The organism is Lysinibacillus sp. KU-BSD001 (genome assembly GCF_042920265.1).
GTDB lineage: Bacteria > Bacillota > Bacilli > Bacillales_A > Planococcaceae > Lysinibacillus_B.
Map to the genome: position 1 here is coordinate 56,228 of NZ_JBDQZI010000002.1, position 24,408 is coordinate 80,635.

A 24,408-nucleotide genomic window follows, 5' to 3' on the forward strand; every position below is an offset into this window, starting at 1 on the left:
AACTTATTTATAAAAACCATTTACACTCTTCTGTGTTAAATATCGGATAGAACGTAGCTTTTTTTAATTGAAGCAGCAGTATCTTCATTTTTCATAATACTAAAAACTCTACTATTCCTTCTAATAGTAGAGTGATAATTTAATATGAGATATATTGCCTAAACTGCTCTTCCGTCGTTGTTGGTTCAATGGCAATCCGCTTTAACTCATACGAATTATCGCCGTATTTGACATAACCGTGTTTTGTTGTAAATGCTAGTCGGTACCCTGTTTCAGTTAAAATCTGCTTTGTTGCCTCATTAAACTGGCCAAATGGATATGCAAAATAGTGTTGCGGTACAATCGATTGACTTATCAGTAAATCGTCCTTCAATGATTTACGACTTTGTAGTACAACAAGTGAACTCCCCTCTTCTTGGCTATGCAACTGGTGGGTATGCCCCTCGTAGTTGAAAACATCCGTTGACCAAGCTATCTCTTCTTGCGAAATCGACTGTAGCTTGTGTGGGTCAAACGGTTGAGTCGTCGTCGGGACACGAGATGTAATGACAAAATTCGTCGCCTTCATTTTCGCTTGCTGTAGCAGTGGATAGGCGTATACGATATTTGACTTTAATCCATCATCAAATGTGATGACAACTGCATTTTTCCCAAGGTTTTTCTCTCCCTGCAAAAAGGCGTGTAACTCGTCCATCGTAATAGCTTGCGCCCCTACTTCTTGCAGTGCACGCACATTGGAGGCAAACTGCGCCTCTGTAATCATCGCCGATGTCAAACTCTGTCGACCATCATGAGGTCCGACAATATGATGGTACATCAACACCGGAATCCCTTTATCAAGCGCCGTATTTACTTTTTGCAGTAACGCCGTACGACCTGCTAATTTTACATAATAATAGGTATCATCTTCAGCTACTGCATAATGGCGTCGATTTGGTTGGGATGTATAAAGAACATGTCCATCTAGATCCGTCAATTGTGTGAAATCTGTTGTGTAAATCATCTCCCCAGTACGCTCTAATTTCTCTTCAACAAACGTTGTGCTTCCCTCTACCACGGAAGCTGTCGATACACATCCTAGATGATTTTCTACTTCTATGTAATAGCAAGTTTCTGTTTTAACCATATAAAAATATGCTTGATTTTTATGTATCACACCTAACACTGCTCCACTCTCATCATAAACAGGCGCAGAATTTGTTTTTACATAGAACACATTTGATTGCCCTTCATCTATATTGATTGCATATGAAACTAGCTGCTGTGTGGTCCATACATAAAAAAATAAAGAAAGAAATAAGATTTTTTTCAAGATACTCCCCCCTATTGTTTAATCGAGATTATTCTATCATACATTTTGTATATTACTGTAAATTACGATTAACGCTATAGCAATAAAAGATTATAAACAGCCATAAAAAAACGAAAACCCACATACCGTAATTATTGTTTAAATAAACTACGAGAGGGTTTTTCGCTCTGTACTTCAATTTTATCAAATAGACTTTACTATATTTTCGTAACACTACTTTAGCAATTAATAAAAACTAGACTAAATATATTGTTAGTGAAAATCTCATACTCCTATTTACCAAGAACCTGATTTTTCTTTCGAACAAACACCTTATTTCATCCATTCATGGCGCCATACATAAATGCAACAAATTGTGCCCGTGTAACAGGTTCATCTGGTTTAAAATTACCGTTATCGCCTAAAGAAATTCCGACATTTTCTAGTGCCGCGATATAGTCATAGCTCCAATGTGTCCGGGGCACATCATTAAATGTGCTCGTTCCACCTGGTGTTAAACCAAAAGCTAGCACAATGACTTTTGCCATTTGTGCACGGGTCATCGGTGCGTTTGATTTAAATGCACCGTTTGCACCAATATCCCCACTTAAAATCGTTTCATTTGCCTTATAATCTCGTTCAGCTAGTGTGGTTTCTATCCCATTAAAACCACCATAAATCGCCACACCATTTTTCATTTGAAAGGAAGCATTTCGATTTGTTCCTGCCGTTGGTTTATAAGTTCCTTTCGCAATCCAAATTTCTTGTCCTGCTATTACAGCGGTTAATGCCGTCTGTAAGTCTTGATAAGCAGTTACCGAGCTCGTTCCGTCCCCCCAGCTTGTGCTGTTTCATTTACATAAATAACGGCACTGGCAGGTGTTGTAACACTAGTTGTCTTTGTCAATAGGAATGCCGCGACTGGCGTGATTTAAATACGACGTTTTTCGATGGCTATTTGACCTATTGCATCTGTTGCCTTAAACCAAATATCATAATCTCCTACGTCTTGTAATATAAGTGGCATAGCTGCATCAAATGTTTGCCACGTTGCACCAAGATCTTGCGAAATCTCCACTTGTATACTTGCACTGTCAGGTGATGTTGCTACTTGAATTGTGACAGGACTTGTTGCGATGTCACCTTCACTATACAGCTGTCCGTTAGTCACCATCGTAATCGTCAGCGCTGATGTCGTGTTACTGTTTGTCATTGCGAATACTGGCAAACTCCCGAAAAGAGTTTGTGAGAATAATAGTAAGATTCCAAAAACTGATAGGGTTTTATAAATTTTTTTTCGGATAATCAACCTCTCTTTCTAAAATAGTTTGTTTCTTTAGCTGTCTCCTTTTTATACAAAAAAGACTCCAATACCAATAATTATAGAAAGAGAAGGTTAAATTATATTTTTTGTAATTATATCTTCATCTGTTTCATGAATTCACTCAAATGAAGCGGGCTCTATGCTTTCTGCCCTAGCTATGATATCTCCCGATTATAATCATCGCGATTCATGCCGCGTTGGTCTAAAACTAACTAACAGGAAGCCTACGGAAATCAAATCCAAGTTTACAAGAATGAAAAAAATCCTATGGCGAAAACGCCATAGGATTCTAAATTATTCTGTAATTATATTAAATTACTTAGTAGCAGTTACTGATTTACCGCCTACAATTACGTTTCCTTTAACATCAACTAAATTTAGTCCAGTAGAAGCTAATTCTACAGTAACTGTTTGAGCTGTGTTGAAAGAACCGATTGAAAGTACGATTTCATTGCTGTTTGAAGCATTACCTACAACTGTATGGTTAACAACAGTACCATTTACTTTTACGATGAAGTCATCAGCAATGTTAGCTGGAGCAGTTGTACCAACAGCTTGTAATGTTTCAGAGAAAGTTAATTTAACTTGGTTCGCTTCTGTAGTTGCAGTAGCACCATTTAATAATAACTTAGCTTCATTTTTTAATTCAGGAGCTTTGTTATCTTGTAAAGTAATGTTTTTCTCTAATTGTAATGTAGAAACAGTAGCAGCGTTATCATCTAAACGAATTGCTTGACCTGCTTTAGTAGTTAAATCCTTAGAAACTGCAAATTTATAAGCAGCATCAGTTGAAACTACATAAGATGCTGGTAATGTAATTTGAACAGTATTTTTGTTTCCAACGAAACCAATTGTTGTGCCTGCTGGTAATGCAACGTTATCTAATGTGTAGTTTGCTAATTGTAAAGCTGTTTCAGTCATTTCTTGACCAAAGTTTACAGTAATAACGTTTGTATTTACACCATTAACTACTGAGTTTGATGGAGTAATAGCTGTATTTGCTAATTCCACAACATTTGTAGTTGTTGCAGTATAAGTTACTGAAGTAGTTGTTGCAACGTTTTTATTTGAACCACCGTCCGTTACTAAACCAGATGGTAATACGATTTCATATTTACCTTCTTTAGTCGCATGACTAGCAATTGTTAATTTTAATTCTGAACCATTTACAACTGATACGTTAGCTGTTTGAAGGATACCTTCTGGATCTTTCACTGTTACTGTAGAACCTACAGCTGTGATTGCTTCAGTGAATGGTACTACGATTACAGTATCACCACTTGTAGTAGTAATCGTGTTTAAGTTTGCTGATTTAACAGCTGGAGCAACGAAATCTTTCGATAATGTTACTGAACCAGTTACAGCAGTACCGATTAAGTTTGCTGCATCTTTGAAACCAGAGATTTCATAGTTAACTGCAACTTCATTTACATTTGTTGGGTAAAGTGCATTTGCACCAGAGATATCATTAATTGCTACAACCCATTTTTTAGCTGTAGCTGTATCAGCAGTTGCAGTTGCAGTGTAAGTTGTGCTACCTTTAGTAACTTTTACTGTTGGAGCAGTTACTACTTCGCTGAATTCAACAGTGAACTCGTAAGCTGAAGTCTCACTTGCAGTAACTTTAGTTACAGTTGGAGCAACTGTATCATTAGATACTGTGTAAGAACCTGTTAAAGTAGTTGCTTCTTTACCAGCTTTATTTTTTAAACCTACAACTGATACTGAGTGAGCACCTTCTGTTTTGTTTGCAGCATTTGCTAATGTTGCTACGTAAGTGTATTCACCCGCATTTGAAGATTTAGCTGCGAAGTCTGCTGTTGTTACTTGTACGCCATCAACTTTAACGATTGCATTTGCAAAGTCAACTTCTTCTTTGAAAGTTAATTCTACAGTACCACCTACATAAGCAACACCAGCTAATGTTGGAGCAGCTGCTTCAGTTGCAGTTACAGTACCTTCGTATTTTTTGATTTTTGCATATTTTGTATCTACTACACCATCAACTGTTACGTTGTATACAACAGCTGGAGTAAGCGTAGTGTTGTTTACACGTACGATTGCAGATTTACCGTCTTCTTGTAATTGAACATCCGCAACGTCTACTGTTGTTACAGTGAATGGAGCTTTTGTTTCAATTTTGTAGTTTGCTTCTGTATTAGCAGAATCTTTGTTTACTGTTTTATTGAAAGTAACTAATAATTCAGTAGCGTTAATCATTTTTACAGATTCAACAGCTAACTCTTTAGCGTCTTCAATTGCTTTATCAGCTTTTGCTACAACTGCTTGCATTGTAGTTTCAACAGCAGCGATTGCTTTTTCTAATCCAGCAACTTCTTCTTCTGTTAATTCAGCTTCAGCAATAGCAGTTTTGATTTTAGCTAATTCTGCTTTTGCAGTTTCTACAGTAGCTTTTGCAGCAGCAGCGTTGTCAGCTGTGATTGAATCTACTGCTGGTAATGTTTTTGCTACAGCATCGATTTCTGCTTGTAATTTTTCAGCAGTTACTGCTTGTGCTTCGATTACTTCTAATGAAGTGTATAAGAATTTAGCGAATTGAGCACGGCTTACAGTTTCTTTTGGACGGAAGTTAGAAACAGTTGTGATACCAAGGTCAGCTAAAGCTTGAACTTGCTCTTTATATTGAGTAGTACCTAAATCTGCAACTGTTACGTCTTCGATGTCAGCAGCTAATTCTACTAAAGAAGTACCTGTTACTGTTTTAGAAACACGGTCTAATACTACAGCCATGTTTTCACGAGTGATGTTGTCAGCAGCATTTAATTTACCTGCAACACCAGTGAATACGCCAGCATCTTTTACTAGAGCAGCATATTTTGCTAATTCTTCGTTAGAAGTTGATACGTCTTCAAAACGTGGGTTAGTATCCCAGTCAGCTGGAATTGTTGCACCGTTGTTTTCTAACCAACGACCTAACATGATTGCCACTTGGCCACGAGTTAATTTGTTGTTTGGACGGAATGTATTGTCTGAAGCATAGCCGCCAATGATGCCAGCTTCTGCTAAAGCGTTGATGTATGTAGCAAACTCGTTGTCAGCTTGTACATCTGAGAAGCCAGATGCAGATGCTACTGGTACGATTGCTGATGCTACTAATGTAGCTGTTGCTGCTGTTGCAACAAATTTCTTATATGATTTCGGTTGGTAAGCCATAGATAAATTCCTCCTAGAATAGTAAACACTAAGTAGATTACCAATTATTTCACTGGTAATAATGAAATTATATTACTAACTCTATGCATTTTTCAAACATTTTCATTGCTTTGTAATATTATTTTAATAATATTAGTTATTATTAGTATAATATCCTTTTTAAGGTAATTTATTAGTTAGTATTAAAAGCTTTTGTGTTTAAAATTAGTATTTTTTTATTTTATAAAAATTAAATAATCATTTTATTATTAAATAATCACTCTAAATAAAAATATTACCAAATTTAAACTTGGAATTTTTTATTATTTATAAAAATAATACCCATAGGTAGTTTCATACCTTTAAAGGTATAATTATACATTATTTGTTTCAGAAAACCTAAAAAATAAGTCGCATGTATGATGTCCGCTCTCTCATTTTTGTTGTATGATATTACTCATTCATATCTTATTTTTTATTGATATAAGAAATGTATAAATAAAAAACAACAGAAACTTGGCCCTGTTGTTTTTTATAATGTATTTCTTGGTTAGCCTAAACTTCTCGGATGCGTCGATCTGGGGAGTTTTTGCTTTTTATAGCATAATTTCTTCGCTCCCCCCTTTCCCTCATACGAATCGCGTTTTCTTTTTATCACCTAATAGGTATACAACTATTCCTCCACGCCTCTATGCTCATATATTATTAATGCATTACATTATTCGAAAAAGGAGGACTATCTATGTATTTTGGAAATTGGTTCAATCCAAATGAAGCTGCTGGCGCTTTTAACCAACCAGGATTTAATCAACCAACTTTCAATCAACCAGGATTTAATCAGCCTGGGTTCAACCAACCTGGATTTAATCAGCCAATGTTTAATCCACCAGGTCGTAATCAATCGCCTGTTCGCTTCCCGCCACAAACATTCCCTACTCAGTATGAACAACCAGTCGTTTCACCAACACAAGAATTCATTCGTACAAATATATTCAACACTGTTGTACCACATGTTCACCCGTCCCATACAACAACCGTCAACAGACATATGGTCAATAACCAACACTTCTTCCCGCATACAGAATCCGTTGTAAACGAATGCTTTGAAACAAATACAATGTGTGGGATGCCACCAAACCATTGCCATAAGCCAAGAAGACGAAGAAGATAAAGTGAATGTCAGGCACGGTATAGGGTAGCCGCGCCTGACATGTTATTCATTTTCCGCCATTAACGGGAGCGTAAAGTAAAAGCGGGAGCCTCGTTGTTCGACACTTTCCACGAAGATTTTTCCGCCATGCTGCTCGATAATTCTTTTACAAATGGCTAAGCCAATCCCGTGTGAATCGACATTTTGACTATTCGATGCACTGTAATAACTATCAAAAATAAATTGGATGTCCTTTTCTGGAATGCCCATCCCGCTATCTTCTATCGAACAATACAGCTCCTCGTTCTCTGTCCACATCGTAAAGGTTATATTCCCTTGATTTGTATATTTAATCGCATTCATCATCATATTCGTAATTACTTGTTGAATTCTTGCCGTATCGATTAAAATAGAGGCTTCCTTCTCAAAGCAGCCATTTGTTTGATAATTTAATCCAGCTCTTTGAATATCTTCTATATAGTAATAGGCAAGTTGATCATAAAACCCCTGCACACTCACCTTTGTTAACGCATAGTCTAAGCGTCCTGCTTCTAGCTTCGCTAAATCAAATAAATCTTGAATCAATCCATTTAAGGACAACAACCGTTCCTTACTGCGCATTAAATAAAACTGTTGTTGTGCTGGTTCCACTACAACGCCATCTAAAATCGCTTCAATATAACCAAGCGTTGACGTAATAGGCGAACGCAATTCATGAGAAATACTATGCAGTAGCTTTTTTCGTTCAAGCTCATGCATGGCTAACCGATCATTTATTTTCTTTAAATGGAGATTCATTTCACCAAGCTCTTTTGTACGAGCCTCTACACGATTTTCTAACTCCATGTAGATTTCTGCGTTCTCAAGTGAAACAACAATCTGCGTTGCAACCATGGCAATCAGTTCGATTGGCGTTGTACTAAAAGCATTTTGCAAAAGGGCGTTTTCCAAATACAACACAGCCGTCACTTCTCCCTTATGATAAACAGGTAAGCAAAGGATGGACTTTGCGGCTATTTTCAAATGTGTAAACAGTGTACTTTTGTTGACATCTGAAATGACAACAGCTTCCTCACTCTGTAACGTATAGTCTGCTATACGTTGGATATGTGTAGCAGGCGATGTAGGCTCACTATAATACGTAAACTGCATCGCTTCCGCCTGTGCCTTCGCTAGCACATTCAGCTTCCCTTGCTGATGACGGATAAAATAACCGCTCGTGGCATTGGATTGTTTTAACAAGGAAAATAATAATTTGTGTAGTAAATCTTCCATACGAATTTCTTTTGCAAGGGATTGGGTTGCCTCTAGCACGGTCACCAGATCAAATGATAATGCGTATTCCTTTTTTTGCTGCTGTACTTGAATATATTGCGAGAAGCGCTCCTCCCACAGTGCGGCAATCGTTACTGCCCCCCACTTTCGCATTTCCCGAATACCACGCATACTATAATCACTTGTTTTCACCTGATCTTGTTGTGCCTCATAATACTTTGCGGCGCGTTCATAAATGATTGCTTCATCTTGCGGAAATTGATGGACTTTCGCTAGCTGAATAGCACGGTCATAATAGAGGATCGCTTCTCCATCGAGCCTTTTCCTCCGACAATTTTCTGCTAACAGTAGCATATACAAATGTTCAAAATTATGTGGTGCCTCTTTTGCCCACTTTTTAAACTTTCCAATGCTTTCCTTAATCTCTTTTACATATTGACGCCGCTTCCCTCGATGCTTAAAAGGTTGCTCGATGAAATCAAACTGCCAAAGGGCACGATACAAAAAATAAATCGGCGTATTCGGCAATGAGTACACTTGTTTAATCGGTTGACGTGTCTCCTCTAAAATACGATATGCTTGTTGCTCATCCTGAAATAAATAGGCCATTTGCAAACGTAGAATATAATGCATAACTACGACGGCTTCTTCATGTTTAAGGGAAATCTCATAATCCCACTTCGGTGTGATATTCGCATGGCGAAGTGCTGAAACCCAATGCTGAAACTCTGTTAAATAATCATCAGATAACATATTCGAATGATTGACATACTGCGCTTGCTGAGACTGTACTTCCTCATCTAATTGTTTTAATGAGGTCCCATTCATCAACTGTATGGCACATAAAAAACAAGAAATCGCCGTTACTTGATAAAATAACCCTACCTGCTCGCCGTATTGCTGCATGACACGCATGTACTGAATGCTCGTATCATAATCCTTTTCCCAGTGATTTAAAAAAATGCCATACGTAAAATAAATACGTGCTTTAATAAATAAACTATTTTGACTATCAGCCATGGATAAGGCAAGCTTTCCGAAGCGCAAGGCTTGCTTCACATTATTAAACCCTGAAATTAATATAAGCGCATAATTAATGTATACAATGCCACTTTCTGTTGTAGCCCCGTATTTTAGCTGTAAGCGAAACACCCTTAACAATAAAATACCTGTTAAATTAGGGCTCATACGAAACGTATTGGAAACAATGCTAATCATAATTTGGATTAACACATCAATTTCCTTCTTTTCAATCGGGGGCAAATGCATTAATTGTTCGTCTGTTTTATTTTTTAGCTCCCACTTTAAAAGCAAAAACTCCTTTAATACTTGCGCCTTTGTAGGCTCACGATCAATCTGCATATGACATAATTGGAACGCTGAAAACCCTGCATTAATGACAATTTCTGAGCTTTCTGATTCAATATAAATAAGCGACATTAAACGGTATATCAGCAGTTTTTCAAGCGTCGTCTCAGCATGTTGAAGGGCCTCTTCAATATGCTTTTTAGAATCGGCATAATCCCCTACTAAATACTTACATTCCCCTAAATCCATATAAATTTGCAGTGACATTTCTCGCATAATCGCCCAATGATCTACTGGTAATAACGCTAAGCTAGATGAAAAGAATTGCAATGCATTTTGATAAAGCCCTGCTTTTTTCGCCTGTCCACCTAACATGGCATTCCAAATAGCTAACTGTTGTTGTTCCTCAGCTGTTAATCGATTGCTACAATAATTAAACTGTCGAACGATTTCTTGTAAATAAGGACTTTCTTCCATATTGTCACACATTTGAATCAACAATTGCCCGATTGTATAATGTGTATCCATTCGATGGCTCTCTTCTAACGACTCGTAAGCCATTTGTTGAATGCGATCATGAATAAATTGAAGCTTCATTGTAAAGAGCTGCGTGCCATCTTCCATATCACTAGAACGTGCCCATTTTAAACGACTATCGAGTGCCAAAATAAACCCTTGTTCCACTAATTCCTCTAACCGCTCGATTAACTCATAGAATGGTATATTCATAAGCTTTAGCAAAAGATGCAATTCAAACTCACGTCCAAAACAAGAAGCTAATCGTAAAATCGCCTGTGCCTGAACGGATAACATGTTAATTCGTCCACTAATAAAGCCTAATAATTCTTGATTGACGATCGTTTGCTGTAATTGTTGGTGATTGAACTGCCATGTTTCATCCGTGATATCAAAATAAAGTGTCCGATTATTTAAAAATAAGCGAAATACCTCGTGCATAAATAACGGATTGCCTTGTGTCATTCGATAAAGCCGTTTTGCTACATCTCCCGTTGTCTCTAACTGCATCTTTAAAGAATCTGCCAACCAAACATGTACATCTTCCTCAGTTAATAAACGTAAAGAAATCGCACAAAAAGAAGGGAGCTCCACTTGCCACTCTAACATCTGCTGACTGATTGTAGATGCATCATCTCGAACAGCCATCATTAATAAAAAATAGCCACCCTGATGCTGCTCATAAATAGCCTTCAACATATGAAGTGCACTTTGATCAGCCCACTGTAAGTCATCAACAAACCAAACAATGGGACAACGCTGACGCGAAAAGATAGTTAGTATTTTTTGAATAGATGCGAAAATATACGCATTCCTTTGTAACGTATACTGGAGATCTTCAAATAGCAGTTCCGTCTCATCCGATAAAAACCAACGCAATTCTGGAATCACATGAAGTAAACTTTCTGCCATCATTAAATTGACTTCTTGCATACCTTGTTGGAACTGTTTAATCGATGTTTCCCCTTCTACATAAACTTGCTTTAGTAAATGACGAAGTGGTTGAAGAATCGACGTAAAAGCCTGTTGCTGTTGAAGCTGGTCAAATTTACAGTCAACAAAATACCCTTTTACGTGTGCCACCTCCCTACGAAGATGATGCGCAAGCGAAGATTTCCCACATCCCGATGGACCTTTAATGAAAACGATATGTTGTGCGCCTTGCTTTACTTCATCCAACATATGTGTCAAAATATTCATTTCATCTTCCCGACCACATAATTTATTTGAAGGTTTCGGACGCATTTGTTGATCACGCTGTCCAAGTGGAAACACGATGTCACTTTTGCCATCTGCTAGTTGCTGTTGAATACGTAGTAAATCCTCCTTTAAACTAACGGCACTTTGATAGCGGTCATCTGGATTTTTTTCGAGTAATTTCTGTATCATCATTTTGATAATAGTTACGTCATGGCCCTTTTCAAATGGACTAAAATTAGGGGCTTTCGTTAAAATATCAAAAATACAATCTACTGCATTGTCAGCTTGAAACGGCTTGTTTAACGTAATCATTTCATAAAAAATTGTGCCTAGTGTATAGAGATCAGTTCGTTCATCGATTTCTATCGATAAGCGCCCTGTCTGCTCAGGGGCCAAATAAGGGAGTTCGTCTAATTCAAAGGCAGGTGTCATGTCACGTCCTGCACTCGGACCCCATTTCGTTGTCATCGGTGACTTGACCAATCTGACTTGTAAAGACGTGGCATGAACAAAAATATATTTTGGATTTAACTGTCCATATAACAGTCCTTTTTGATGCAAGCTAATGCATGCATTGACGAGTTCTATGGCGATATACAAAAACTGGTGCAAAGGCATTTGTTGCTTCAGCAGTTGCTGTAACGGTTGACCAATAAAATCCTCATAGACGATGACATATGCATCGTCAACATACTCATACCCAATCGGTTGCAACAGCCATTGGTTATGTTCTTGCTCAAATACCGCATAATCAAAATACTTCTTTGCCTGTTCTTCATTTAATACTCCTTCCATCACTTGCAACAGTACGACTCGTTCAAAATGCGGCAAATATTTACGGTGAATCGTCCAATCCGTAGAACGATATGTGTCAAGCATTCTATCCCCCCTCAATCAACTATTACCTATATATTCAATATAAAGTAAAGGTCTATTTTATGTAATAATATTCTATTTTATTTACATATTAATGAAGTAAGAAAATTAATTGCTTGCTTTCATTAGAAAGGAAAAGTAAATATTTTTAGCTCTACAGATGAAAGTCGTTTATTTAGATGCCTTAATTGTGTCACCTAGCGAAATGTTACCGTATACGGGCATAAGTCACTCATATCCGGGCAAAAACATTCATCCCCCCAAAATAATAAGATTTACTAGCATAACTTATAGTAAACCGATAGTTTCAAACTATGATGTTCATAGAAATAATCATTTAGATTTCTACTTCTTTCTTCACTATACTAAACATAAATTCTATAGAGGAAGTTTGTATTATTTATGATGGAAGGGGTAAGGGACTAATGGAAGAAAGAATTCGTTTACAATCGTTACAGGGGAAAATCGTTTCTGCGGAGGAAGCGGCTACGTGGATTCAAGATGGGATGATACTTGGCATGAGTGGCTTTACACGGGCAGGTGACGCTAAAGTCGTACCGCTAGCTTTAGTAGAAAAAGCAAAAACAGAAAACTTTAAAGTCGATGTGTATACAGGAGCATCACTCGGACCAGAAGTCGATCAGTATATGGCACAAGCAGGAATTATTCGGAAGCGTGCGCCGTATCAAGGTGACCCAGCCATTCGCCAATTGATCAATCAAGGCGATATTTTGTACACAGATATGCATTTATCGCACAATGCCGAGCTCGTTCGGACAGGCATTATCGGACCGATTGATTTTTTAATTATTGAAGCTACAGCGATTACAGAAGATGGTCAAATTATCCCGACCACTTCTATCGGGAACTCTGCGATTTTCGCGCAATATGCGAAAGAAATCATTGTCGAATTAAATACGGCCCAGCCAGCTGCATTAGAAGGTTTGCATGATATTTACATTCCAGAGGAGCAAGGAAAACGCGAACCGATTCCATTAACGAGTGCTGGGCAACGTATTGGGACAAAGGGTATTCCTGTTGATGTAGCCAAAATTAAAGGGATTGTCATTTCTGACATTACAGACGCCCCATCATTAATCGTACAGCCAGATGAAGAAACGGCACAAATTGCGGAGCATTTGCTCAATTTCTTGCGAGATGAAATTAAGGCAGGTCGTCTAACGGAACAAATAGCCCCGCTACAATCAGGGGTAGGCTCTGTTGCCAATGCTGTACTCAATGGCTTTTTACATTCCGAATTCAACGATTTAGAAATTTACTCAGAAGTGTTACAGGATGCGGTGTTCGAGCTAATCGATGCTGGAAAGGTGAAAGTTGCTTCGGGTACATCCATTACGTTAAGTGAGGATTGTGGCAAGCAAGTTTACGGGAATCTTGAAAAGTATAAGGATCGTTTAGTGTTACGCCCACAGGAGATTTCGAACCATCCAGAGGTGATTCGTCGTTTAGGCTTAATTTCGATTAATACCGCACTCGAAGTTGATATTTATGGCAATGTTAACTCGACACATGTATCTGGGACAAAAATGATGAACGGACTTGGTGGCTCTGGTGATTTTGCACGAAATGCACGATTAGGCATTTTCGTCACAAAATCATATGCAAAAGGTGGGGATATTTCTTCGATTGTGCCGATGGTAGCCCATCATGACCATACAGAACATGATGTAGACGTCATTGCGACCGAGCAAGGCATTGCAGATTTACGTGGTCTTGCGCCAAAAGAGCGTGCTGCCTTAATTATCGAAAATTGCGTACATCCTGATTATAAAGAGCAATTACTCGATTATTACCACCGCGCCATCGAGCAAACAAATAATGCCCACACACCACACATTCTAGAAGAAGCATTATCATGGCATGTCCAATTAGCAAAGCAAAAAACAATGAAAAAATAAAGTAAAAGTAGGAGCCGCCATATCAGTTGGCACTCCTACTTTTTTTGATAAAGTGAAACTTCAAACAGTTGTTGTTTTAGAATAAATTTTGATTATAAATCACTTTAAATCCTTAACTTTACTGCCTATAGAAAGCAATGGTTTTGGTCAACCTTTATTCCAAAAAATCGCTTCATTTATTTTTAAGAACTGTTTTTTTATAAAAAAGATTGATTATTTTACATCTCCTTATTCCATGAAAGCCTTTGTTAGCTGAATAAGGATTTCTCGACATTTACATAGTATTCTCTAACGATACTTAAATTTCAGGAACGCCCATTTTTTTAATCCATATTTTATAAAGGAATAAGACTAACCAAAGTGGCTTTGCTCGGTGCACTTTGGTTAGCCTGTCTATTTGATTATTGTTTATATTCTATTCCTTCTTGGATTTTGTAGGTATGGCGAAGGGTTGCTTCTTGAATGTCTTTAAATGCCCAATGCTGTGTGGATACGTCCTTGAACATCGGGATGGAATCCTCTTCAAAAGGACCTCGTTCGAATAGTCGATTCAATACCTTCACTGCCTGTGCACGTGTCAGTTTGTCGTTTGGACGGAATTTTCCATCACCGGATCCTTCCATTATGCCAAATTGACCGATACGTTCGATTTCCTTTGCTGCCCAATACGTTATTTTTACATCACTATATGAAATCAAACGCTTGTCCATTTCGCAGAATGACATGCTTTCAGGATTTTTCGCACATTGCTTGTCAATCCAGCGGACAGCAATCACTGCCATTTGTGCACGCGTAATAGCATCGTTTGGACCAAATGTAGAATCCGCACGTCCTGTCATAATGCCCTGTGCACGAACAAATTCAATGTCATCTTTTGCCCATGACTCATTTGTATCCTTGTAAGTTAGCTTAGATGCATTGGGTACAGCGTTCTCACTTAAATTACGTGCAAGCATCGCCGCCATTTGTGCACGTGTTACAGTGGCGTTCGGGCGGAATGTGCCGTCACTATACCCTTGAATGTACGGAAGGTGTGTACCCATTGTTTCTTCTACTTGTATTTCTTCTGTCGTTGTTTCTTCTGGTACTGGCTCTTGCTCTAACGAAGCAAAATATTCCGCAGCACCTTCTACATACAGCATATTAAATGTAGAGAAATGATTGACGTCAAAGGCGACGCCCTTCATTGTACTGTTCATCTGTGTGATACGTCCACGGACAGCCTCTTTCGTTCCATCACTATGTTCAATGTAAATGACTAAATGATCCATCTGTTCTTCTGTCACGTTTGCTGGTAGTGGCAACGTTATTGTAACAGGAACATTTTGCATATTCGTTTCAATAGTCAACGGAAAACCTAATATTTCAATTGTTCCATTGCCTGCTTTCGCCATCTCTTGAATTTTCTCATCTTGCTTCGCACGTGTTTCAATGGCGTGCTTCTCGTCCTCTTTTTTCACAGGTACGATGCGGAAGTAGAGGTCATCCTTCCAAGATTCCAGTGACGTTACTGGAATCGCGATGACTCCATTTTCTGTCACCATTTCTATATTCATATGTCCGTTCATCAGCTCTAATAACGCTGTTTTCAAAATATCGATCCGTGTTTCCACTGCTTTCTCCGCTGGATTTGGCAGGATAAAACGCACAGTATGAATACCTTGTTCTGTTGCTTTGGCAATTAACTCTCTTGCGATGCTGCCTGATAGTTCTAATCGATCTTTGATGACACCATTCGTCTCTCTTCTACGTTCCAGCAATGTTTTTGTTAAAAGATGACCGTTTTCTCCTGCTATATTCACAGTCATATTTTCAACAGTTGATATAGGTGTTGGATTAGGTATATAACTACCTCCACCTGACGCCATTTCCTGTACCCATACGAGACTTGTGGCTATTTTACCACCATCTACTGTCATTACTGTAATCGTCGCGGTTCCCGCTGCTATTGGCGTAACAACGCCATTCGTATCTACGGAGGCTACAGTCGGATTATCGCTACTCCATATGACGTTTTGATTGCTCGCATTGGCTGGATTTACCGTTGCAGTTAGTATAGTACTACTCCCTCCTGCCGTTAGACTCAGTGTGGACGGATGCAATGCCACACTAGTGACAGGGATCACTACGCTTGCAGGTTGAACCGTCACCGTGTAGGTTTTCTGTCCCCCGTCTTGTGCGGTCACTAAAATCGGAATTGTCGTAGATTGCCCTGCCGTAAGCGTAATAGTATCCGATGTTGTGACGTTTCCGTTCACCATAACAGTCGCATAAGAGTCGGTCGGAATCGCTGTTACATTGAGTAAAGACACAGTATGATCCACACTTACTGTATAAGCATCGGTGTGAGAAGCAAACGCTGGACTAAGCGTTCCTTCACTTACGGTTAAACTGTTTAACGTAGCATCACTTGAGCCTGCACGTGTCACGGTAATCGTATAGGTCTTTGTCGTGACACCATCTTCTGCTGTTACCACAACAGGGATAACATTGCTTCCAACATTCAATCCTATCGTATGTGTAACCGTACCTAGTGCTGTCATTCCCAGTATTTCCACCTTCGCAAGCGAATCAACAGCTGTGGCCGTTACGTCGAGCGATGAAATACCATTACCTACATTCAATGTAAATGTATCCTGTGTTGTTGAGAAAGACGGACTCAGCATACCTGAGCTAACGGTTAAGCCACTTAACTCCACATTACTAGACACAGGTTGTTGAACGAGCATTTTTTGAATGCGATTGTTTAATGTATCAGCCACATACACATTCCCTCCAGCATCTACCGCGATGCCAGTAGGAAGGTTAAACTGACCATTACCCATACCCCTACTTCCCCATTTTTCTTGGAAAGTACCATCCGATGTAAATTTTTGAATGCGATAGTTCCATCGATCAACAACATACACATTCCCTACTGTATCTACCGCAATGCCATCAGGATTGCTAAACTGACCTTCATTCGTTCCAACACTTCCCCATTTTTCTTGGAAAGTACCATCCGATGTAAACTTTTGAATGCGATGATTATTAAAATCAGAGACATACACATTCCCTACCGCATCTACCACGATTCCAACAGGAACATTAAACTGACCTTCACCTGTGCCAACACTACCCCATTTTTCTTGGAAAATACCATCTGATGTAAACTTTTGAATGCGATGGTTATGAGTATCAGCCACATACACATTCCCTCCAGCATCTACTGCGATTCCATATGGTTGATAAAATTGACCGTCATTTGATCCATAACTTCCCCATTTTTTTAGGAAAGTACCGTCCGATGTAAACTTTTGAATGCGATCGTTATAATAATCAGCAACATACACATTCCCTCCAGCATCTACCGCAATTCCAGTAGGAGTGTTAAACTGACCGTCATTTGATCCATAACTTCCCCATTTTTTTATGAAAGTACCGTCCGATGTAAACTTTTGAATACGATGGTTATTAGTATCAGCAATATACACATTCCCTCCAGCATCTACCGCGATGCCATAAGGTTCCCTAAACTGACCGTTATTCGGTAAAAAGGTTGTAAATTGCCCTACACTCGAAGCCGCTACAAGTGATAACGGAAATGATGTAGAAAAACTTATTAAAAAGCACAATAACACTAAAAGACAAGATTTCTTTGGAAATTGCATACGCTCACTCCTTATAAAACTACTTAATCTTTTTCACTTTACTAGAGAAAGGTTAAAACGAGGTTAAAAAATATATTATTCTAAATTTTTTTGAATATCAGCTTCCAATCGATACAAACTTAAATGGAATCCATATTTCATAGTTTTTATAGCGACTCAATGAGTAACGGAAAAAGAGGTTTCCCACCCTGGGAAAGAATTTCTACGTATGTGAAACAACATGGTAGATGAAAAAGAATTTATGTATATTTTTGAGCAAGGGAACTGGAGTTCTAATCGATGAGCTCTTCTTTTTCTATCGATTGTTAATTAGCCCTTCACTTAATCCCCTATAAGTATGACTTATACCTGTTTCATCACATCTTTTTGATAACCGATAAAACATGAAAATTTATTCCCTTTTTTTACTAGTATATTAAAAAATCCTTCTTCCACTAACCTGTTTCGGCAGTTAACCTCCCGCTTGTCCCTCTGTCCTTTCTTAAATCTTATGGCGAGAGAAAAGCACGAAGCGTATGTGCTGAAACAATCAGCTTATTGTTAGTTAAATAGTCTATTAGCATCGGCATAAAGGATTTTGCGACAGCGTTCCAATATTTATCTTTTTTCACAATGAGCACGGTATCCCGTCTTAAATCCGAATGATGAATCGGTCGCCCGACTAACTCTGCACTCTCCTGCGATTCATACAATGATTTTGCGACGATTGTGCCCCCAAGCTTTTTTTGCACAAATTGAAAAATTGCTTGTGTACTAGCTGTTTCAAACTGCACCTTTAAGGCCAATTCCTCTTTCTTTAATACTTTGTCTAAAATATTTCGGCACACATGGATTGTCGGAAATAATACAAATGAGACATCAGCTAATTGGTTTAATGTTAGTTCTTGATGGCGTAATAGTGGATCTGTTGGGTATGTAACATAGTAAAATTCCTCTGTATACAATGGCAGCTCGACAAATTGCTCGTCGTACATCGTCAGCGCATGCTGGGCATAGGAAAAAGCATAATCAACTTTATTTTCTTTCAGTAACGTATATACATCATCTGTACTTGTAATCGATACTTGCATCCCAGGGTACTCTTCCATATAGGCTAACGCACTTTCCGAAAGTAAATTGGTCAGCTCACCAGGTAATGATGCAATTTTCAAATGTCCCTTTTGTAGCTCGTGCAACTCTTGCATTTGTTGCTTTGCATTTTCAATCTGTTTAAAAATTTGCAGGCACTGTGTATAGAGCACTTGTCCTGCATCGGTCAGTAAAATCTTCTTTCCGATTCGGTCAAACAAAGGCAGGCCAAATTTCTGTTCTAATACTTTAATTTGTTGGCTTAGTGTAGGCTGTGAAATGTACAATCTTTGCGCTGCTCGTGTAAAATGCAGCTCTTCACAAAGTACTAGAAAATACTCTAATTGTCTTAACTCCATAAATAACGTCCCTCAAAAAAAGATTTACTTCTAGTATAACACGTCAGCATTAATTGATTGAATAGTCTGTGTTTTAATTGATTCATATATTATTTAGAAAAACTAACTTTGCATTATTCTTCGAAGCTAGCATCTTCACAAAAGAAATTCGTTGCACCCACCTTTAAACCATTTATACCCTTATATACAAAAAAACTCTAAATATACTAAAAAACTATAGTACACTATAAAAGATGAAAGGAGCATGATTTCCATGACAACTTCTATGGAGCGAGAGACAATTCTTGAGCCAAAAAAGAAAAAATACCAGCTTGACTATTTTACACGTGAAACCATCACGGAAAAAATTTCAAAAGACTCGCAGCCAGATACGTATTATTACATTATGGTTGTGCTCTCTTGTACTGTTGCAACATACGGGTTACTGTCAAATAGTACGGCAGTCATCATCGGCGCTATGTTAATCGCCCCTCTAATGAACCCCATTTTAGGAAGTGGACTAGCGTTAATTACGGGGAATAACCCTTTATTAAAAGTAACAATTAAAGCAGAGTTTATTGGCGCTGTCATAGCCGTTGCTTTATCGACCTTTTTAACATTACTTTTGCCCGTCTCAGATTTAACTTCTGAAGTATTAGCGAGAACAGCACCTACACTCATTGATTTAATTATCGCCCTTACTTCTGGTGCAGCTGGCGCCTATGCCATTTGTTATCGCGCGGGTGCCACTTTACCCGGGGTTGCCATTGCAACTGCCTTGATGCCACCTTTATGTGTAGTAGGGATTACGTTAGCGAAGCAAGAATATCATTTGGCAGGCGGCGCCTTATTATTATTCATTGCGAATATGGTAGCGATCAACGTCATTGCGATGATTATTTTTCAATTTGCAGGGTTTAATACATCATTACTCTCCCATTATTTGAATTTGGATACACCAAAAGAAAAGCAACCGTATGTATCACGTTTAGTCGGTGGCAAAATTATTTACCCTATTTTATTATTAGTCATCGTGTCCATTCCGCTCATCTTCCTATTAAAAACGTCGATTGAATCTGACCAACGCGAAAAGATTATTCGCAACACATTGGAAGAAGGACTTGCCGTGATGGCACCAGATGCTACAATCAATGCCTTGAAGTTTACGAGAAATGACACAACATTTCGTATCAATGTCGATTTGCATTCAGCGCAGATTATTTTACCAGAAGATATTCGAAAGCTTGAAAACAGCTTGGAATATAAACTCACTGCTCCTGTACAAATCATAGCGAATATCGCAATGATTCAGCGCGTAAATAATGAAGGTGCAACAGATGGCTATAAAGCGCTGTTACCTGAAACAAAACCGGAAGTCGTAGAAGTAGTCCAATTAAAAACGAGTACACCAGAGGAAATCATTGCACAAGTCGTAAACGAAAAGCTGCAATTATTTGATGGTACTTTACACGACTTTAGCTTTGCGTATCAACAAGGTACAGGTACATATAATGTGCTATTAGACATTACAAGTGAAGAAACTTTAGATAAAGCATTCATCAAAACACTGGAAACTATTTTAGAAGAAGAGCTAAAGCGGAAGGTTGTTGTGACACTAGTCCCCACTGAAATAGAGGAACCTGAAGTAGTAGAGGATGTAGAAACATTAGAGGAACCCGAATAATTTATTCATAGCAGTCGGCTCGGTAAAGCCCCCCTTCTACCTGATAGAAGGGGGTGTGCTCACTATTTCGCTGTTTGTCCACCATCAACCGCTAAATTCACGCCTGTAATGTACGCGGCTTTGTCTGAGCATAGGAAAACAGCAACGTTGGCCTGTTCTTCCGGTTTCCCCATTCGCCCAAGCGGAATATCATTTTCTACATACTTTGCTTGGTCTGGCACTTCTTTTGCCCATTGCTCCACTGCCCCCGTCAATGTCATACCTGGACAAATCGAGTTCACCCGAATGCCCTGCTTGGCATATTCCAACGCAACCGATTTCGTTAAACCATTCACTGCCCATTTCGCCGCACTATACGTCGCTAAGTTTTCACTGCCTAACAGACCAGATGTAGAGGCTGTGTTCACAATCGCACCACCGCCTGTTTGGAGCATAGCGTTTACTTCATGCTTTAAACAGTAGTAAAGACTTGTTTGTGTAATTTGAATACATCGATCCCAATCTGCACTATCTGTTTCACCAATTGGTTTGGAAGGTGCCCCAATCCCCGCATTATTATGGGCCCAGTCTAACTTCCCGTATCTTTTCACCGTTTCTTCTATTAAAGACTGCACTTGCGCTTCTTCTGCTACATTACACGCAATAAACTCGGCCTTCCCCCCAAGTTCTTCAATGAGACGCACCGTTTCTTGTCCAGCCTCCTCATTCACATCACTGACGATAACCACTGAACCCTCTTGCGCAAACGCAATGGCACTTGCGCGGCCAATCCCATTTCCTGCTGCTGTGACAATGCCTACTTTTCCTTCAAATAACATAATCCCATCCCCCCTTTTCGTTCTATCTATACTTTTCTACATCCTCGTGAGAAAACCTTTCAAAATATGCTTATTTTAAGGAATATCATCTATTTTTTACCTTTATTCTTTAAAATCAATTATGTGGATATCTAGTATCCGGACAAAAAGACACTGTATACGGTCAAAACTATCAATTTTGAAAATCATCCCCTATACAGGAACATTAAAGTGAACTTACTATAATGTTTAACAAGACATCTTTACATATATCCGCCAAACAAAAAAGACCTTGCGAGAACTCTCTCTCACAAAGTCTTTATAATCCTACACACTATTATTCTGACAGTTTAAAACGACTCACAATAGCTTGTAGCTCTTTCACAATATCATTCATGCTGTTAATCGAATCGTTCACACGTTCTAGCTCAGCTTGCTGATCGGCTGTGGAGGCACTTACTTCCTCTGCCGAAGCTGCTGTTTGCTCGGAAATCGCTGAAATACTTTGAATCGACGTAAGAGCCTGATTTTTGTATTCCATCATATTTTCTAGCTCTGTTACTAATGACGTAATCGCTGTGGCAATCGCCGTAGAAAGCTCATTATTTTCTTTAAATGCCGCTTCTGTACTTTGAACAGATTCATTTTGCGCTTGGAGTAAGCTTGCATTGGAGGCAATAATCGCTACCGTTTGCTGTGAATCACGTAAAATACTTTCCACTGTTTGCTGAATGATTTCTGTTTCATGTTTAGACTGTTCTGCTAGCTTGCGCACTTCTTCTGCTACAACTGCAAACCCTTTTCCATGCTCCCCTGCACGTGCTGCTTCAATGCTTGCATTTAGCGCCAGTAAATTCGTTTGTGCTGTAATACTTTGAATCGATACAATAATTTGATTAATGTTCGCAATATTTGCGGCGAGCGATTCAATTTGCTGTTGCACATCCGCATTCATTTCATTTGTCTCCGTGTTTCGGACATGCAGATTGTGTACTTCTTGCATCCCTTTTGCAGTCGTTTCTTGTGTTTGCTTCGCTAGCACATTCATTTTTGCTGCTAATTCATTTAAGGCATCAATTTGATCGGATAAATCCATCATGCGCGAATTCGTTTCCTCTGTATCCTCTGATTGCTTCGCAGCGCCTTGTGCAATCTCATTTGTGGCAACGGTTACTTGTTGACTAGAAGCGACAACCTCATCAAAAGTCGTCGTCACCTGTTGAGAGGCACGATTCAACAATGTGGACGATTGTAACACGCCATGAATCGCATCATTCGTTTTTTCCAGCATATGATTATAGGCCGTTGCCACTGCACCAATCTCACCTTGCTTTAAGTATGTTGTAGCGACCGTTTTTGTTAAATCACCGTTTGCCGCTGTTTCAATCGATTCCTGTAATACTTTTAATGGCTGTAATTGTCTAAAGATAAACCAGGCTGTTGCACCGCCCATGAGCAGGACAATAACTAGGCCCGCAAGCACTGTATAAAATAAAACTTCATTATATGTAGAGAGAATTTCGGATTTTGGTAACACAAGTTGCACAGACCAGCGATCGTCAATTCCCTCTAGTATCATGGGGGCAAACGCATTAAAAGAGGACTCGTCTAATTGACGAGAATCAACATAAAGCCCCGTTGCTTCGCCATTGTCTAACGCAGATTTTACTGCTACCCAATCAATCGCCTCTTGCATGTTTGTCCCATTTAAGCCCTCATTGATACTATTGACGGTCAGCATACCGGCATCTGTAATAATACTCGCATAGCCGTTCGTTGGTTTTACAGTTGTCACAAGCTCGGTTAAAAAGTCGACAGACATATCAAACATAATCGTCCCCAAAAATGTACCATCTTGCTTCTCAAGCGGAACAGCGAGGGTTGTTAGTAACATGTTCTTCCCATTGACTTCATATTCATAAGGCTCGGTTAAAATGGCACGTCCTTCTTGTTTCGGTGTCCAATACCATAGTGCTTCGGCTTGATTGTCAACTCCTTCAATCGGTTCGATGACGGTTGAACTACCATCTTTCACTACATACGGGACAAATCGATTTTTCGAATCAACAAGGCCTGCCTGTAACGGCGTTTCCTCATCTATATTGAAATTCTCTATCACGACCGCTCCACCAATTATATCGGGATTGGCTGTTACATTCGCTTCTAGTAAAGTTAACACGTTTTCAGCTGTTAACTCATTCTTGGCGCCAAGCTGTTCGAATGTAAGCTTTAATGTTGTTAACGTATCATTTGCCTTCTCAAAACGTTCACCCATTTTAGCGGCTGATAGCTCCGCATGTTGAATCGTCGCACTTTCAGCATCCTCCATGCTCTGTTTATAAAGAATCGTACTTGTTACCAATGAATATCCAACAAATAACACTAAAAAAACACTAATAATAAGCGCCGAAAGCTTCCATGCAATACTTTTTGACTTCTTCATTGAATTCCCTCCTTAAGTATTGATTTATCTCCATTATACCAAAAATTACTATTTTTCGTAATACAATAAAGTAGGAAATTACTAAAAAATAGATTCTACAGAAGCCGTATATAAGGATTTTTTATCTATTCTACTTTCCATCAATAGAACTATTTAAATAATCTCATATGTATAGGCGTACAGTCGTTTTTTCTGAAATAGTATCCTTATGTAGCCAGATTACACCTTACTCACGAAGCAGCTTTTCTTCCATAAATTGCACGTATTGCTCTGCATTTTTTTCTAAGTTTTCAGCGTGCCAAATCCATGTCGCTTCATACGGTACGACTCCGTTACTTTCCGTACGGTCGTTTGCACCTTTAATACGATCGGTGCAATCGGGTATTGACTCTATACTTTGTGTAATCCATCAGAAA

Annotated in this window: 12 protein-coding genes; 3 read left to right on the top strand and 9 right to left on the bottom strand. The window is 38.8% G+C overall.

Features of this window, described 5'->3' with window-relative positions:
• Positions 1-139: 139 nt before the first annotated feature.
• From AAGS61_RS03620 to AAGS61_RS03635, 4 genes are all read right to left on the bottom strand, one after another.
• Positions 140-1,312 carry a polysaccharide deacetylase family protein gene (locus AAGS61_RS03620; RefSeq protein ID WP_391367454.1) on the bottom strand — a complete coding sequence of 391 codons (1,173 nt, stop codon included), beginning with the start codon at positions 1,310-1,312 and terminating at the stop codon, positions 140-142.
• 317 nt (positions 1,313-1,629) lie between these two features.
• Positions 1,630-1,989, bottom strand: coding sequence for an S-layer homology domain-containing protein (locus AAGS61_RS03625; protein WP_391367457.1), 360 nt, complete (start codon positions 1,987-1,989; stop codon positions 1,630-1,632).
• A 233-nt stretch (positions 1,990-2,222) separates the two neighbouring features.
• Positions 2,223-2,519 (bottom strand): hypothetical protein, encoded by a 297-nt coding sequence (locus AAGS61_RS03630; RefSeq protein ID WP_391367460.1) that lies wholly within the window; start codon positions 2,517-2,519, stop codon positions 2,223-2,225.
• A gap of 411 nt (positions 2,520-2,930) precedes the next feature.
• On the bottom strand, positions 2,931-5,789 hold the full coding sequence (locus AAGS61_RS03635; RefSeq protein WP_391367463.1) for an S-layer homology domain-containing protein: 2,859 nt from the start codon (positions 5,787-5,789) through the stop codon (positions 2,931-2,933).
• A gap of 721 nt (positions 5,790-6,510) precedes the next feature.
• Here AAGS61_RS03635 and AAGS61_RS03640 point away from each other — a divergent pair.
• A complete protein-coding gene (locus tag AAGS61_RS03640; RefSeq protein ID WP_391367465.1) occupies positions 6,511-6,939 on the top strand; it encodes a CotD family spore coat protein in 429 nt (142 codons plus the stop codon).
• Between the two features lie 42 nt (positions 6,940-6,981).
• On the opposite strand, the gene AAGS61_RS03645 is transcribed toward AAGS61_RS03640, so the two are convergent.
• Positions 6,982-12,096 carry an ATP-binding protein gene (locus AAGS61_RS03645; RefSeq protein ID WP_391367468.1) on the bottom strand — a complete coding sequence of 1,705 codons (5,115 nt, stop codon included), beginning with the start codon at positions 12,094-12,096 and terminating at the stop codon, positions 6,982-6,984.
• 422 nt (positions 12,097-12,518) lie between these two features.
• Between AAGS61_RS03645 and AAGS61_RS03650 the strand changes: the two genes are divergently transcribed.
• Entirely contained in the window at positions 12,519-14,012 is a 1,494-nt protein-coding gene (locus AAGS61_RS03650) for an acetyl-CoA hydrolase/transferase family protein (protein WP_391367471.1), read from the top strand.
• Between the two features lie 401 nt (positions 14,013-14,413).
• On the opposite strand, the gene AAGS61_RS03655 is transcribed toward AAGS61_RS03650, so the two are convergent.
• Complete coding sequence (locus tag AAGS61_RS03655; protein WP_391367473.1) at positions 14,414-17,662, bottom strand: S-layer homology domain-containing protein; 3,249 nt, start codon at positions 17,660-17,662, stop codon at positions 14,414-14,416.
• 488 nt (positions 17,663-18,150) lie between these two features.
• The gene (locus AAGS61_RS03660; RefSeq protein WP_391367476.1) at positions 18,151-19,089 is read right to left on the bottom strand and encodes a LysR family transcriptional regulator; all 939 of its coding nucleotides are present in this window, start codon (positions 19,087-19,089) and stop codon (positions 18,151-18,153) included.
• A 253-nt stretch (positions 19,090-19,342) separates the two neighbouring features.
• Here AAGS61_RS03660 and AAGS61_RS03665 point away from each other — a divergent pair, with 253 nt between their 5' ends.
• Positions 19,343-20,752 (top strand): TIGR00341 family protein, encoded by a 1,410-nt coding sequence (locus tag AAGS61_RS03665; RefSeq protein WP_391367478.1) that lies wholly within the window; start codon positions 19,343-19,345, stop codon positions 20,750-20,752.
• A 62-nt stretch (positions 20,753-20,814) separates the two neighbouring features.
• Here the strand turns inward: AAGS61_RS03665 and AAGS61_RS03670 are convergent, their stop codons facing one another.
• Together AAGS61_RS03670 and AAGS61_RS03675 are read right to left on the bottom strand one after the other, a co-directional pair.
• Positions 20,815-21,570: an SDR family NAD(P)-dependent oxidoreductase gene (locus AAGS61_RS03670; RefSeq protein ID WP_391367481.1), complete on the bottom strand. Its 756-nt coding sequence runs from the start codon at positions 21,568-21,570 to the stop codon at positions 20,815-20,817.
• A gap of 316 nt (positions 21,571-21,886) precedes the next feature.
• Positions 21,887-23,992 carry a methyl-accepting chemotaxis protein gene (locus AAGS61_RS03675; RefSeq protein WP_391367484.1) on the bottom strand — a complete coding sequence of 702 codons (2,106 nt, stop codon included), beginning with the start codon at positions 23,990-23,992 and terminating at the stop codon, positions 21,887-21,889.
• Positions 23,993-24,408: the final 416 nt, after the last annotated feature.

Excerpts from the sequence above, each read along its gene's own strand:
- AAGS61_RS03625 (WP_391367457.1), bottom strand. The coding sequence starts at position 1,989 with ATGAAAAATGGTGTGGCGATTTATGGTGGTTTTAATGGGATAGAAACC.
- AAGS61_RS03635 (WP_391367463.1), bottom strand. The coding sequence starts at position 5,789 with ATGGCTTACCAACCGAAATCATATAAGAAATTTGTTGCAACAGCAGCA.
- AAGS61_RS03640 (WP_391367465.1), top strand. The coding sequence starts at position 6,511 with ATGTATTTTGGAAATTGGTTCAATCCAAATGAAGCTGCTGGCGCTTTT.
- AAGS61_RS03645 (WP_391367468.1), bottom strand. The coding sequence starts at position 12,096 with ATGCTTGACACATATCGTTCTACGGATTGGACGATTCACCGTAAATAT.
- AAGS61_RS03650 (WP_391367471.1), top strand. The coding sequence starts at position 12,519 with ATGGAAGAAAGAATTCGTTTACAATCGTTACAGGGGAAAATCGTTTCT.
- AAGS61_RS03655 (WP_391367473.1), bottom strand. The coding sequence starts at position 17,662 with ATGCAATTTCCAAAGAAATCTTGTCTTTTAGTGTTATTGTGCTTTTTA.
- AAGS61_RS03660 (WP_391367476.1), bottom strand. The coding sequence starts at position 19,089 with ATGGAGTTAAGACAATTAGAGTATTTTCTAGTACTTTGTGAAGAGCTG.
- AAGS61_RS03665 (WP_391367478.1), top strand. The coding sequence starts at position 19,343 with ATGACAACTTCTATGGAGCGAGAGACAATTCTTGAGCCAAAAAAGAAA.
- AAGS61_RS03670 (WP_391367481.1), bottom strand. The coding sequence starts at position 21,570 with ATGTTATTTGAAGGAAAAGTAGGCATTGTCACAGCAGCAGGAAATGGG.
- AAGS61_RS03675 (WP_391367484.1), bottom strand. The coding sequence starts at position 23,992 with ATGAAGAAGTCAAAAAGTATTGCATGGAAGCTTTCGGCGCTTATTATT.